Below are 12,808 nucleotides of genomic sequence, written 5' to 3'. Positions count from 1 at the left end.
CTTCTCCTATACATGAGGTATATTGGTAAATTCGGAAATCTCCCGGCTGATGGTACACAGGTCTTCCGTACGCAAGTCATGGATTCGTTCGTGTCCGGTAATCCGGGCAAAGGTTTTCAGTTCCTCCCGGGAAACATTTAAGAAATTGGCCACTCTCTGCGCCGCAGCCTCTCCTTTTAATCTACCGCGAAGTTCCGGATCCTGAGTCGCGATTCCCACAGGACATTTTCCGGTTCCGCAGATACGGTACTGCTGACAGGCAGCCGCGATCAGCGCCGCGGAGGCAACCGCCACCGCGTCCGCCCCCATGGCGATGGCCTTCGCGAAATCAGAGGATACTCTTAATCCGCCGGTGATTACAAGATCGATCTCCGCTCCGGCTTCATCCAGGTACTTTCTGGCCCGGTACAGCGCATAGATGGTAGGAACACTGGTAGCGTCCCTCACCAGCTTCGGACTTGCGCCGGTAGCGCCTCCCCTACCATCAATTGTAATAAAATCCGGCTCCGCGAACACACAGAATTCCAGGTCTCGTTCAATCCTGCCTGCGGCAATCTTGATGCCAATCGGACGGCCTTCGGATTCTCTTCTCAGTTTATCCACCAATTCTTTCAGATCTTCTTTGCTCTGAATTTCATCAAAGCATGATGGACTGATGATGTCCTGCCCCTGCGGCTTGTTCCGAATCCTGGAGATCTCCGGCGTTACTTTATCTGCCGGAAGATGCCCTCCCATTCCGGGTTTTGTCCCCTGTCCAATTTTAATTTCAATGGCATCCGCGCCTTTGAGGTTTTCCGGCGTTACACTGTATTTATTCGGCACATACTCAAAGATATATTTATAAGCAGCCTCCATCTCTTCCGGGAGCACTCCTCCTTCGCCGCTGCACATGGCGGTTTTCGCCATCGCGCTCCCCTGCGCCAGAGCAACTTTCGTTTCCCTTGACAGCGCGCCAAAGGACATATGTGAAATATACACCGGGCTTTCCAGAACCATCGGCTTTTTCGCATGTTTTCCGATTATGGTTGTCGTATCTACCTCCGCATGTTCCGGAAGGGGCATCGGATTGAGCTGCGCGCCTAAAAGCAAAATGTCATCCCAGTCCGGCATAGCCATTCGTGTTCCCATAGCCTCGATAATCGGCTCTCCGCTTACAGCCATTTTATGAATTTCCGCCATATACCGGCAGGATTCATCGGTTCTGGCATATTCCGGATCGTATTCCAGCGAATGTTCTTCCACATCTGTGTCTTCTGCCGCAGTCACATCCCTGCTCTCACTTTCCTCAATTTTTTCAAAAACACTGCGCGGCTGCCCGCAGATCGGGCATTCTGTTAAAGTATCAATTCCCTTTCCTGGTTCTTCGGTAAAAAGATACCCGCAAACGCTGCACTTGTATACTGCCATCTTCCATCTCCTCCTTTACTCACAACAATCGGACTTTCCCTATGCTTCAACTGGCCGCCGTCTTCAGGCACTGCGGACACAATCCCTCAAACAGAATACTGTGGCTTTCGATCCGAAATCCAGGCTCCCCTACGTCTATATCATCCAGCTCTTCCATGTACGTCAGTTTCATATCAAAAACCTTTCCGCAGCCTCTGCATCGGAAATGATAATGTTTCTCCAGATTGAAATCATATCGATCCGCTGAATTGGGGATCTGCACTTTGTGTATCTGTCCCAGCTTCGCCATCTGGTTCAGGTTGCGATAAACGGTAGCTTTGCTGATTCTCGGATACTCCCGCACGACCTCTTCATAAACCATATCCGCAGTCGGATGATCGCGGAGCTTGTTCACCGCCCTTAAAATAATATCTTTCTGCAGTGTATTTCTGGTCTGCATACGATCACGCCCCTTATTGATATTTATTATTATTAAAAATTATATTTCAAGAGCAGATTCTTGTCAATAAGCTTTTTCTTCCAGCTCACAGGCTCCGTCCCCATAACACACAACCTGCTGCACCATATGTCCGATATTCCCTTCTCCCGCGAATTTTTCCAGATCAAACAAATCCTCCTCTGTACTCAGCCAGTACAGGGGGTGCGCCTCAGCCCTCAGCTCTTTTTCCCGCTCCAGAACCCCCACGTACACCTCTACGGTACAGTTCTGATTAAAATATGTGAAATCCATCATATGGCGCAGACAAATTTCTTCTCTGGTGATTCCCGTTTCTTCCTCCAGCTCCCGGTAAGCCGCGTCAAACCCGTTTTCTCCCGGCTCGATTTTTCCGCCTACCAGATTAAATTTCCCTTTATAAGGATCTTTTTTCCGCTTGCAAAAGAGCAGCTCTTTCCGCTGCTCATCTTTATATACCATAATGCAATTATATACCTGCATCACATTCTCCTTACTTCGGCCATCCTGCCGCGTCTCATCCGTTTTCCCTGTATCTTACCATGTTCTGGCTGCCGCTTTTCCGCACTTCGATGCCTCCGATGCTGCGGATATACTTTTTAAACTGGGAGAAGCCGTAATCCTGCACATTAAAATTGTCAAATTTCTGATGAATCTCCTGGCCCAGCGCGCCTAGTTCCAGGCCGTCTCTTCCCGCGGACCGCACGGTTTCCCGGATAAATTCTTCCACATTCGTACCTTCCGCCAGCTTGACAGACACATAATTTCCCTTTTTCAGCAGGCGGATTTTCGGAAACTCTTCCAGCAGCTTGGACAGCAGGCTGTAGCCGTAGCTTCTGACGTCAAAATCCGGATACAGCTTGAGCAGCCGATTTCCCAGTTCCGCCAGGCCGGTCTCTCTTCCGTTGTTGGTATTCTCGGTGATGATTTTCACAATGGCGTCTTCAATGGTGGATTTGTCAATATCCTTGACTCCCGCGTCTTCCTTAACCTCTTCTTTGGCTTCATTCTCCCCTTCCAGCAGTTCCAGCCGGGTAAAAATATCACAGGCCTTGCGGAAAGCCATAGGCGTTTTGTTCTCTCCCATACCGATCACGGTCAGTCCCGATTCGCGGATTCTGCTGGCCAGCTTGGTAAAATCGCTGTCGCTGGAAACAATGCAAAACCCATCTACCGTATTGGTGTAGAGAATATCCATGGCGTCGATAATCAGTGCCGAGTCCGTAGCGTTTTTCCCGGCTGTATAACTGAACTGCTGGATCGGCGTAATCGAACTGGTAAGAAGCTCTTCCTTCCAGCTGGAATTCTGACGGCTCGTCCAGTCTCCGTAAATTCGTTTGTAGGTTACATTGCCGTATTTAGACAGCTCGTCCAGAATCGGATCAATGTACTTGGCGGAAACGTTGTCCGCATCAATCAGTAACGCAAATCTCTTTTCCAAAATCTTCTCCTGACTTTTCTCCTTTTTTCTTTTCGCGGGTAAACCGCATGATTTCAACTATTTTCATGGTATCACTTTTCCACGGTAAAGTCAATTGGAACCGCTGTCGTCCAGAATGTGCTGCTTGATCCGGAAGCTGTTTTCTTCCAGTTCCACCACCGCAAGCGTCAGAGGAAGATGAAACCGTTTTCTTCCGCAGCTTCCCGGATTCAGCCATAAAACGCCATCTTCTTCCTGGCAGCTGTATTTATGGGAGTGTCCGAAGACAACAATATCCGCGTCTTCCGGATTTTGAGGCAGATCATTTCGCTTGTGGACCATTAAAAAGCGAAGGCCTTCGATTTCGACCCGTAAAGTCTTCTCAAGGGACTGAGCCCATGGTCCCGTATCGTTATTGCCCCGTACCGCGTATACCGGCGCGATGGTTTCCAGTTCTTCCAGCACCTCCGGATTGTCAAAATCGCCTGCGTGCAGGATGGCGTCGCATTCCCGCAAAATACCGATTACCTCCGGCCGCAGAAGGCCGTGGGTATCGGAAAGAATTCCAATTTTCCGCAAAACAAATCCCTCTTCTTCCATTTCTTCTTCCAGGGTCTCCAGTCCTGAGATCCGGATAAAAAATATTCCAGCCGCAAAGGTGAGAATCGGGACAAAAAGAAACATGGCCAGCGTCAGATCCATGCCATGGATCACCACAAGACGCAGAAGGTAAACAAGTAGCGCCAGCGAAGCCGCGCAAACCAAAAGCCCCATTCCCATTGTGATTATAAAATACCAGTCCCGCTTCTTTCTATCCCCTGTTCTCACGGAAGTCCCACCTTTCTTCTCCTGGCGCTGAGAGATTCTACCTTCAGTCGCAGCACCGCCGTACAAGGCACAACTTCCCTGTGGAAATGATAGTTTTCCGTTTCCTCGCTGTGAAATCCTACGTGGCACACACGGCACCGCTTCATAACCTCCAGTATCTCCTGAAAATCCGTTATTTCTCTGCCTTTTCTCCGCATTCCTTTACTGTCTCCCATAATTCCCCCGCGAATTGAACCGCGCGCTGCTTTTTCCCCTCATCCATGAATACCGTATGGTAGCCCAGATGGCGCTCCGCCAGCATACCGTGATATACAAGCTGAGAATGTTTGCAGTAGCGCCGGATACCGGCTTCCCAAAGATCCGCTCCTTTTTCCGGCCGGTAGCCGCAGGTGGTAATCAGCGCCACCCTTTTTCCCGCCCACAGGGACGGCCCCTTTTCCTCTCCGTAGTATTTGTTCATGGCGTATACCAGCCGATCCAGAGCCGCTTTCATAGGCGCGGTGCAGTACCAGGAGTAAATGGGGGATGCCAGCACCAGTAGATCGCTTTCTAAAATTTCCGCGAAAAGCTCCCCCATATCATCCTCCTGACAGCAATAAGCCCGCTCCCAATCTTTCTGGCAGGCCCGGCAGGCAATGCACGGACGGATGTCCCTGTCATACAGCCAGATCAGGCTGCAGTCCGCGCCCCGCCGCTTTAGTTCTTCCATAAAGGGCTTTGCCAGCGCGATGGTATTTCCTTCTTTTCTCGGACTTCCCATTAAAATGGTGCATTTCATCACGTTTCTCCTTTGCTTTGCCATTCGGTAATTTGTCAAACGGATTCCGTTCCGCACAACCTCCTGCTCCCTTTCCACCCGGTATCCCCGCTTTTCAAAGAACGGCTTCGCGGTAATGGAAGCGCAGACGGTAAACCTCCCTCTGCCGCAAGCCCGCTCCAACGCGCTGCAGATGGCGCCGGCAATGCCCCGTTTCTGACAGTCCCAGCGCACATAGAGCCGGTCCAGATATCCGTTTTCATCCATATCTCCAAACCCGACAATCTCCGTTCCCATCTCTGCCACCAGCGTGTAATGCGATAAAAGCGACGCGTTCCACGCGGCCAGATCCCGCTGTTTCGGCGCCCAGACATCAAGCTGCTCTTTTGTGTAATCCGCGGCGTTTACAAAGTGGACGGTTTCATAAAACAGCTCCGCCAGTTTCCCGCAGTCCTCCGGCCGATACCTCCGCAGCTTTACAGGCGCGTCTGTTTCTGTCCGTACCATTTCCCATTTCCTCCCTGCTTCAGTCTGCCGTTATGCGTGGGAAAGTTCCGGAAAACGAACCCGATCCACGCTTTTTATGGTTTCCCTCCCGGAACGGACAAACAGAAAATCTTCCGTATCCAGATTCTCGATAACGCAGCCCTCCGGATCCTCGGGCGCGAAACCAAGCAGAATATCCTCCGCTCCGGCTTCCCCGGCGGCGTCGGCGGCGTCTTTCAGCGAAATTCCTGCCCCTCCGCCCAGAAACTCGATCAGATGCCGCTCCCCGTCTTCCTCCCCGATCACAAGGACGGCGTCAAGGTCCCTGCTGTAGTAGACGCAGTCTTTCAAAAAGGAAGAACAGTAAAACATGAGCAGTCCGAAATTATTGCGCATAGGAAGCCGGGAAAGAGGATTTCCTCTTTCATAGCAGTCCCTCAAAACTTCCCGATCTTCCGTTTTCTCCATATCCAGCTTCCGCAGAGGCGCTCCCGCTCCCCGCGGCTGCTTCACGCGAAACTGATATTCCTGTACCCTCTCAAATCCGAATCTGGGATAGAAGTCCAGCACCGTATCGTTGGCAAAGAGATAGATCAAATCGCTCCGGCGCTCCCAGTCCTGTAAAATACGTTCCAGCAGACTCCGGGCAATCCCCATCCCCCGCGCGTCTCTGGCCGTCATGACGGTTCCAATCTGGATGAACCTGCGCGTTTTTCCATTCCAGACTGTATCCATAAGGTTTACGGAAGCATTGGCGATCACTCTGCCGCCCGCGCAGGTCGCATAAGGAAGATACCGTTCCGTCCAGTATCCTGCCTGATGCCATGCTTCAAAAGAAAGGCCAAAGGTTTCTTCCGCCAGCGCGTTAAAACTGCTTCGCAGGATCGGATTGTCCCGAATGCGGGTTTCGATTGAATACTGCATATATAAGTAAACTCCCTGATTTATTCTACAGGTTCAGTTTACCGTCTGGGCCTGGCGCTGTCAACCGTTCCACCTTCGAGAAAATATATGCCTTTTGAAAAATTCCAGTTATAAAATCACTGGAAAACACTGTTTTGATATTCACAGGAACCAAATCAAAGATAACGCGAACAAACTGGCAAATTCTTCGACAAGGCGGCGCAATACGCGAACAAATCGAAAAGACTTGGATAATAGCTGCGTTTTTTAGTCCTTACGCCATCTAATCCGCTAAAATATGGTAAATTTTGTATCATATTCGCCATCTAGCTTTAAAAAATCCAAATATGTTCGCGCCTGACGCCGTCAGCACTCGCCGCAGGTATGTCTCCCCTACTCTTCCCCGCTTCTGAGCCGCTGTACAATGCTGTCCGTCTGCGTTCGGTTATAAATCACAACCGGCGCGGTCATACAGACAAGCAGAATCGCCGCAATCATCAAGGCGTCGCTCAGCCAGGGAACGGAAAAAGAAATCCGATAAAGGCTTGTTCCTTTAAAAACCACATAACTGAGCGGAAGCCCGGCGATCAGCGAAATCACCGCGGAAATTCCGGCATAGCCAAGGCCTTCCAGCCGCAGCATCCTGCGGATCTGCCTGGTTGTCATGCCGATACTTTCAAGGGTCGCCAGTTCCCTGGCCCTGTTCTGGACGCTGGCGGCCATCATATTCAGATAATTCAGTATCGCCAGTATCGCGATAATAAGCCCCAGACTGCCGCCCAGCACCTTAATCTGATTTTCCGATCTCTTCATCTCCGTGTATCGATCCAGCTTGGATTCGCTGGAAATCTGCTTTTCTTCCGCGAAAACAGCCTTCACCTGTTTTTCCGTTTCCTGAGAAAAGGCTTCTTCATATTCCACTTCAATCAGTTCCGTAAACAGATTATTCCCCATCAGGTTCCTGGCATACGGTTCGCTGACAATCAAATCCGGCGTATAGCCTCCCGCAAAATAGGCCGGATTGCTGTAGATATCTCCTACTGCGGCGATCCGGATGGAGCGTTCCTGTTTCGGAGACCTTCCCTCCGGCAGATAAAACCGTACTTTTTTCCCTGCGATTCCGTTGTCTCCTTCTGTGAAAGTTTTCGCTGCCACCGCGATTTCTCCCGCTTCAAAGGCTTTTTTGTCCAGCACATTTCCCAGACTTTCATTCAATACATGAAACCCGTTCTCGTCCACGCTGATGAATCTGGCGGTAAAACTGCTGTTTTCCGGATGTTTTCGATACTGTTTCATATCCGCCTGGTAGTTCCCCGGACTGTATCTGGATTGATAGAGTTCTTTATAGTATCTTCCATACACCGCCTCCTGGTAAGGAACCACAATCTCTGTGGAAGTTACCTTCCGCACTTCTCTGACTCCCGGAATTTTTCTCACCCTTTCGATTTTTTCTTCGGTAAGCAGGGGCTTTCTGATTTCATCCAGGGTGGTCTCATTTTTAAAACGAATGTCATAGGAGGAAGTCTCGTTTAAAATCAGCTTCGCGTCGTTTTCCCGGATCACTTCATTGACCACCAGAAAGACGGAAAGGGCGATAATAAAAGAGATAAAAATGATAAACGCCTGCTTTTTATCGCGAAACAGATTCTGAAAAGCCATCGCTCCTGTGCCGCCTGCTGTCCATCTGCCCGTTCTCTTTTTGGAAGATACTGCCGTATAGCGCATGGCTTCCACCGGGGAGCACTCCCCTGCCATTTTTACCGGTTTCCTGCAGCTTACCAGATTTGTAAAAAACGCGAACCCTGCCGCCAGGAAAAAGACCCATAAGGGAACCGAGGCGAAATCCTCCGCGGGAAGCTGGGGATTTACCGCGGAGAGAATTCCCGGAATCACAAGTTTTGACACAACCGCCGCGGAAAGGATTCCCAGAGGGATCCCTGCGGCCGCATTCCAGAGAGATTGCAGCCATACCGTTTTTTTCAGCTGAACGGAGGTCATCCCCACGGTCTTAAGCTGCCCGTAAAACCGGATGTCTTTGGAAACTGAAATATACAGCGCATTATAGATAAAGAGATATCCGCTGGCGAAAATCATGAGAAGCAGCAGACCCAGACAAATCACCGTTTTGCAGAAAGCGGAGATGGTATCATAATCCGCTTCAATGATCTGCCTGTCCTCCACGCGGATCGCCTTCTGCATAGCGACAATATCCTCCTCGGAATACAGCGGGTTGTTCAATGTAATTTTCAGACTTCCCTGGGTGAAGTCGGTCTGTTCCACCCCCGTGGTTTCAAAGAATTTTTGCGAGACATAGCCGCGCATATCTCCGCTGTAATCCGTGTACCATCCGCAAAGAACAAACTCTTTTTCGAAAGACGTCTCATTCTCCCCTTCTGCCAATGTGAAATAGGTAAGCGGAAGCTCCATTCCGATTTTGGGTTCTTTAATTCCCATGTTTTTGAGAGCGAAAGTGCTCAGCATGATTTCCTCTTCCTTCCTCGGATAACTGCCGTTCCAGGTTTCCAGGGCAGGCAGGGTCTGTTTTTCCCAACAGGTTTTATCCAGCCAGTAGAGCCTGGTCTTATCCAGGGTTTTATCCTGGTACTGCTCTAAAATCGCGCATTTTACCGCGACTCCCGCGCAGGCAACTTCTTTCATACCGCGGATCCGGTTCACCTGCTCCTCCCGCGGTTCGGTAAGAGCAATATCATAATCCATACCTTCCATACGGATCTGCCGCTCGGAAACCGCTTTCCAATAGCTGATCCCCACCGCCGCTACCACTGCGATCAGAAGGGTTGTCAGCAGGATCGCGAAAATGATGAGGGCGTTGCGTTTTCTGTTTGCTTTGTAGGTGGCCCTCGCCACTTCACCTGTTACTTTTTTGTTTTCTACTTTAAGCATGGCCGCCCGCACCTCCGAAAATTTTTCCGTCTTCGATCCGTATAATCCGGTCCGCCATCTGGGCGATTTCCTCATTATGGGTGATCATCACAATGGTCTGTCCGAATCGCTGCCCGCAGGTTTTCATCAGCCCCAGAACATCCTGACTTGTCCGGCTGTCCAGATTGCCCGTCGGCTCATCCGCTAACACGATAGCAGGCTTTGCCGCCAGGGCTCTTGCCAGAGCCACCCTCTGCTGCTGTCCGCCGGACAACTGGTCCGGCATGTCGTATTTCTTTTTCTCCAGGCCCAACGCTGTAAGAACCAAATCCACATACCCTTTGTCCGGCCGTATTCCGTCCAGCTTCACGGGAAGCACAATGTTTTCATAAACATTCATGACCGGCAGCAGATTATAATTCTGAAAGACAAATCCGATCTTTCTTCTTCTGAAAATCGTAAGTTCGTCCTTCTCCATGCCGGAAATATCCCTGCCGTCTACGATAATTTCTCCTGAGGTCGGAGTGTCCAGGCCGCCCAGCATATGAAGAAGCGTGGATTTTCCGCTTCCCGAGGTTCCGACAATCGCCAGGAACTCCCCTTCCCTGATCGAAAGGGTAACGCCGTCCAGCGCTTTTACCAGCGTCTGTCCCGCGCCATAATACTTTTTGAGATTTCTCGTCCTCAATATGTCCATACATACACACCTGCTTTCTTTTTTTCTGCTTCTGAGCCTAACAGAATATTCTTTCTCAAATCTTTCCTGAAGATGACAGTTTTGTCATCTTTTTCGCAATTGCCGCGGGCTTCCTGAAACAGACGCATCTGTCAATACACGAAAAAAAGACTCCGGCAAGAGTCCTTTTTCTGTGTTCAAAGTTTTTCGATATCCTCAGGGGCCAGGCCTGTAAGTTCCATAATTTCGTCCATCGGCATCTTTTTCTGTTTCAATTTTCGCGCCAGTTCCATCCGTTCTTCGCTGCGACCACGTTCCATTCCCTGTGCAATGCCTTTTTCCATGCCTCGCTTCATTCCCTGTTCCATGCCTTCCGCAAGACCTCTGGTTCGGCCTTTCTCCAGACCCTCTGCAAGACCCCTTGTTCGGCCCTTTTCAAGACCCTCGGCAAGGCCCTCTTCCTTCGCTGTCCGCATGCGAATCGCCTGATCCATCTGGTACATCTCCTTGGACATCCGGTACGCGAACAACCGATCATCTTCACTCACTTTTTTCAGTTCTTCATCCGCCATGGCGATCACTTCATCTCCTTTCCCCACCAGCTTCTCTACATATGCTTCCTTCTCCGGATCTCCGGTGCAGCTCAGATACGCGCTCAGCGCTTCCAGCGGGCTCATTTCCTCCGCTTCCTTTTCCTTCCACCGGTATTTCCCCAGTTCCAGTACATGCAGCTGTGCCAGTTCGCTCAGATCGTATCCTGTCTCCCGGCTCTTCATCACAAAGCAGCTGTGAGCCGGTTCGCTGTCCGGAAAATACCGGTCCCGCAGGATCACGATTACGATGCTTTTTTTCAGTTTACCATAGTCCTCTCCCTTTTCCAACCCCCGCACTACCAGTTTACTCAGATAGTACAGAAAGCGGTTCATCAGTTCCCGGGTAGTTCCAATCTGCATCTCGATGTCGATCTGCTCTCCCCGGCTGGTTTCCACCAGAATGTCCATGATGATCTCTTTGGCTCCTTCCAGCTCCGCCATGGAAAAAGGGTTCAGATATACCAGATCTACGATAGGATCTTCCTCCCATTCTAAAATCCGGTTCAAAAGGCCGATGAGCGCCCGTTTGCATCCTGGCGTGTCCCGGCCGAATACAGCTTTGAAAATGATGTCGCTGGTCAGCGGCTCTCGATGTACCGTTTTCTTCATACAGTAAATCCCTCCCTTTTGATTTGGATAACATTTACTGTAATTTTATTCCATTTATAGCGATATGTCAATATTTTCCATTTAAATCCGCAGAAAAATTTTCATAACACGACAAAAACAGTTTTACCTTCGTTCCGTTCCCTTTTTCTGATTCCACTTTGACATATCCTCCCTCTTTTCGCAGAATCTCTCTCACGAGATAAAGACCGATCCCAAATCCCGGCTGATTTCTGACATCATCGGATCGGTAAAACCGTTCAAAAATTCGCCCCTGTTCCTCTTCCCGAATTCCGATTCCAAAATCCTGTACCTGAATACAAAGAAAGGACTCATAGGCTATCGTCTCCACATGAACGGAAGCTCCTTCCGGCGAATATTTGATCGCGTTGTCCAGGACATTTCCCAGAGCCTCCGCCGTCCACTTTCTGTCCGCGTAGCAGACCCCGCTTATTTCCCTTCGCACAAGAGTTACACCCCGTTTTAACGCCGCAAGTTCCACATTCTGAAAGGCCATATCGACAATGGATTCCACCTCGATCTTCTCCGGGCTTATGGAAATCATCTCCTGTTCAATATAGGATGTCCGGATCAGTTCTTTCATAAAAAAATCCAGCTTTTCCGATTGCTTTTGAATTTTATCAGCCAGGCTCTCGGTCTCAGGGCTTAGTTTCTGCTCCTTTAGAAGCCCTCCGTAAAGCATGATGCCCGCGAGAGGCGTCCGAATCTGATGGGAAATATCCGAAATCAGAGATTGGATCGCGTCCCTCTCTTTTCCGGCTTTGTCATGGTTGACATGATAGGCGCGCAGGATTCTGCCGATCCGTTCCATTACGGCTCCATCCATGGATTCATCGTAAGAAATTTCCGGAAGCTCCCCTGCCAGAGCGCGATCCAGGCTCTGGAGCAGCTTCCGGTAAGTTTCTTTCATTTTTTTCTCATAATGCCGCCGAAGCAGAATGTACACGGCAAGGCAGACTGCGGCGGCCGCGGCGATGACTGCAGCATATCCGTACATCAGAACTTCTCCCACAGATACCCTTTGCCGTAAACGGTTTTAATGAAATCCGGTTTTGAGGGCACGTCCTCCAGCTTGTCCCTGAGACGGCGGATGCCTACAGACAGAGCGTTGTCTTCCACATATTCTGTTCCTTCCGGCCATACCCATTCCATCAGCCGATCTCTTGTCAGAATTCTGCCCGGATTAGACACCAGCAGATACAGAATCCTCTGTTCCGTCTTGCTCAGTTCTACAGCGCTGCCATCTTTATAGAACTCCATAGTGTCAAAGGAAAAGCGGAATCTCTCGTCCCGGTAGCCTGCCGCTTTCTCTTCCCCGCCGCGCCTCAGCAGCGCCCGCACTCTGGCCCGCAGCACCATAAGGCTGAAAGGTTTTGTAATATAGTCATCCGCTCCACATTCCAAACCTCTGACAATATCCATTTCCATATCCTTTACAGTCAGCATAGCGATGGGTACGCGGCTTGAAGCCCGCACGCTCCGGCAAAACGCGAGACCACTTCCGTCCGGCAGATTGATATCGAGGATCAGCAAATCGAATGTTCTTTTCTTCATCTGTTCTTCTGCCTGGGCAATGCTCCTGCAGGAAACGAGTTCCACATCATCGCTTCGCAGGGATAGTTCAATTCCTTCCGCCAGATCTTCGTCATCTTCCAGCAGCATAATGTATCGTTTTCCGTGTTCCTTTGCCTGCATATCGTTAAACTCCCTGATTTATTCTACAGGTTCAGTTTACCGTCTGGCCCTGGCGCTGTCAAACGTAACGCGAACAAAC

General features: G+C 50.1%; 13 protein-coding genes. All 13 read right to left on the bottom strand.

Going from position 1 to position 12,808, the window contains the following annotated elements:
• Nucleotides 1–6: 6 nt before the first annotated feature.
• The 13 genes from H9L42_RS02680 to H9L42_RS02615 all read right to left on the bottom strand — a co-directional run bounded on the left by H9L42_RS02680 (nucleotide 7) and on the right by H9L42_RS02615 (nucleotide 12,729).
• A complete protein-coding gene (locus tag H9L42_RS02680; protein ID WP_187301883.1) occupies nucleotides 7–1,407 on the bottom strand; it encodes a glutamate synthase-related protein in 1,401 nt (466 codons plus the stop codon).
• 46 nt (nucleotides 1,408–1,453) lie between these two features.
• The gene (locus tag H9L42_RS02675; RefSeq protein ID WP_187301882.1) at nucleotides 1,454–1,846 is read right to left on the bottom strand and encodes a Fur family transcriptional regulator; all 393 of its coding nucleotides are present in this window, start codon (nucleotides 1,844–1,846) and stop codon (nucleotides 1,454–1,456) included.
• Between the two features lie 63 nt (nucleotides 1,847–1,909).
• Entirely contained in the window at nucleotides 1,910–2,344 is a 435-nt protein-coding gene (locus tag H9L42_RS02670) for an NUDIX hydrolase (RefSeq protein ID WP_187301881.1), read from the bottom strand.
• Between the two features lie 34 nt (nucleotides 2,345–2,378).
• On the bottom strand, nucleotides 2,379–3,302 hold the full coding sequence (locus H9L42_RS02665) for an NYN domain-containing protein (RefSeq protein WP_187301880.1): 924 nt from the start codon (nucleotides 3,300–3,302) through the stop codon (nucleotides 2,379–2,381).
• A 90-nt stretch (nucleotides 3,303–3,392) separates the two neighbouring features.
• Entirely contained in the window at nucleotides 3,393–4,109 is a 717-nt protein-coding gene (locus tag H9L42_RS02660) for a metallophosphoesterase family protein (protein WP_346726274.1), read from the bottom strand.
• Nucleotides 4,106–4,306: a hypothetical protein gene (locus tag H9L42_RS02655; protein WP_187301879.1), complete on the bottom strand. Its 201-nt coding sequence runs from the start codon at nucleotides 4,304–4,306 to the stop codon at nucleotides 4,106–4,108. Before H9L42_RS02655 ends, H9L42_RS02660 begins: the two co-directional genes overlap by 4 nt.
• Nucleotides 4,282–5,373, bottom strand: coding sequence for a GNAT family N-acetyltransferase (locus tag H9L42_RS17410; protein WP_346726273.1), 1,092 nt, complete (start codon nucleotides 5,371–5,373; stop codon nucleotides 4,282–4,284). Before H9L42_RS17410 ends, H9L42_RS02655 begins: the two co-directional genes overlap by 25 nt.
• 30 nt (nucleotides 5,374–5,403) lie before the next feature.
• On the bottom strand, nucleotides 5,404–6,276 hold the full coding sequence (locus H9L42_RS02640) for a GNAT family N-acetyltransferase (protein WP_187301878.1): 873 nt from the start codon (nucleotides 6,274–6,276) through the stop codon (nucleotides 5,404–5,406).
• A 372-nt stretch (nucleotides 6,277–6,648) separates the two neighbouring features.
• Entirely contained in the window at nucleotides 6,649–9,159 is a 2,511-nt protein-coding gene (locus H9L42_RS02635; protein WP_187301877.1) for an ABC transporter permease, read from the bottom strand.
• Nucleotides 9,152–9,835, bottom strand: coding sequence for an ABC transporter ATP-binding protein (locus H9L42_RS02630; RefSeq protein WP_187301876.1), 684 nt, complete (start codon nucleotides 9,833–9,835; stop codon nucleotides 9,152–9,154). Before H9L42_RS02630 ends, H9L42_RS02635 begins: the two co-directional genes overlap by 8 nt.
• A 176-nt stretch (nucleotides 9,836–10,011) precedes the next feature.
• Nucleotides 10,012–11,016, bottom strand: a complete 1,005-nt coding sequence (locus H9L42_RS02625; RefSeq protein ID WP_187301875.1) for an Rpn family recombination-promoting nuclease/putative transposase — start codon at nucleotides 11,014–11,016, stop codon at nucleotides 10,012–10,014.
• Between the two features lie 67 nt (nucleotides 11,017–11,083).
• Nucleotides 11,084–12,031, bottom strand: coding sequence for a sensor histidine kinase (locus tag H9L42_RS02620; RefSeq protein WP_187301874.1), 948 nt, complete (start codon nucleotides 12,029–12,031; stop codon nucleotides 11,084–11,086).
• Nucleotides 12,031–12,729 carry a response regulator transcription factor gene (locus tag H9L42_RS02615; protein ID WP_187301873.1) on the bottom strand — a complete coding sequence of 233 codons (699 nt, stop codon included), beginning with the start codon at nucleotides 12,727–12,729 and terminating at the stop codon, nucleotides 12,031–12,033. Before H9L42_RS02615 ends, H9L42_RS02620 begins: the two co-directional genes overlap by 1 nt.
• Nucleotides 12,730–12,808 lie beyond the last annotated feature (79 nt).

The sequence above is a fragment of the Zhenpiania hominis genome (genome assembly GCF_014333425.1).
Taxonomy (GTDB): domain Bacteria; phylum Bacillota; class Clostridia; order Peptostreptococcales; family Anaerovoracaceae; genus Hominibacterium; species Hominibacterium hominis.
This window is presented reverse-complemented; position numbering and strand designations above follow the sequence as displayed.

Excerpts from the sequence above, each read along its gene's own strand:
- H9L42_RS02680 (WP_187301883.1), bottom strand. The coding sequence starts at position 1,407 with ATGGCAGTATACAAGTGCAGCGTTTGCGGGTATCTTTTTACCGAAGAA.
- H9L42_RS02675 (WP_187301882.1), bottom strand. The coding sequence starts at position 1,846 with ATGCAGACCAGAAATACACTGCAGAAAGATATTATTTTAAGGGCGGTG.
- H9L42_RS02670 (WP_187301881.1), bottom strand. The coding sequence starts at position 2,344 with ATGCAGGTATATAATTGCATTATGGTATATAAAGATGAGCAGCGGAAA.
- H9L42_RS02655 (WP_187301879.1), bottom strand. The coding sequence starts at position 4,306 with ATGCGGAGAAAAGGCAGAGAAATAACGGATTTTCAGGAGATACTGGAG.
- H9L42_RS17410 (WP_346726273.1), bottom strand. The coding sequence starts at position 5,373 with ATGGTACGGACAGAAACAGACGCGCCTGTAAAGCTGCGGAGGTATCGG.
- H9L42_RS02640 (WP_187301878.1), bottom strand. The coding sequence starts at position 6,276 with ATGCAGTATTCAATCGAAACCCGCATTCGGGACAATCCGATCCTGCGA.
- H9L42_RS02635 (WP_187301877.1), bottom strand. The coding sequence starts at position 9,159 with ATGCTTAAAGTAGAAAACAAAAAAGTAACAGGTGAAGTGGCGAGGGCC.
- H9L42_RS02630 (WP_187301876.1), bottom strand. The coding sequence starts at position 9,835 with ATGGACATATTGAGGACGAGAAATCTCAAAAAGTATTATGGCGCGGGA.
- H9L42_RS02625 (WP_187301875.1), bottom strand. The coding sequence starts at position 11,016 with ATGAAGAAAACGGTACATCGAGAGCCGCTGACCAGCGACATCATTTTC.
- H9L42_RS02620 (WP_187301874.1), bottom strand. The coding sequence starts at position 12,031 with ATGTACGGATATGCTGCAGTCATCGCCGCGGCCGCCGCAGTCTGCCTT.
- H9L42_RS02615 (WP_187301873.1), bottom strand. The coding sequence starts at position 12,729 with ATGCAGGCAAAGGAACACGGAAAACGATACATTATGCTGCTGGAAGAT.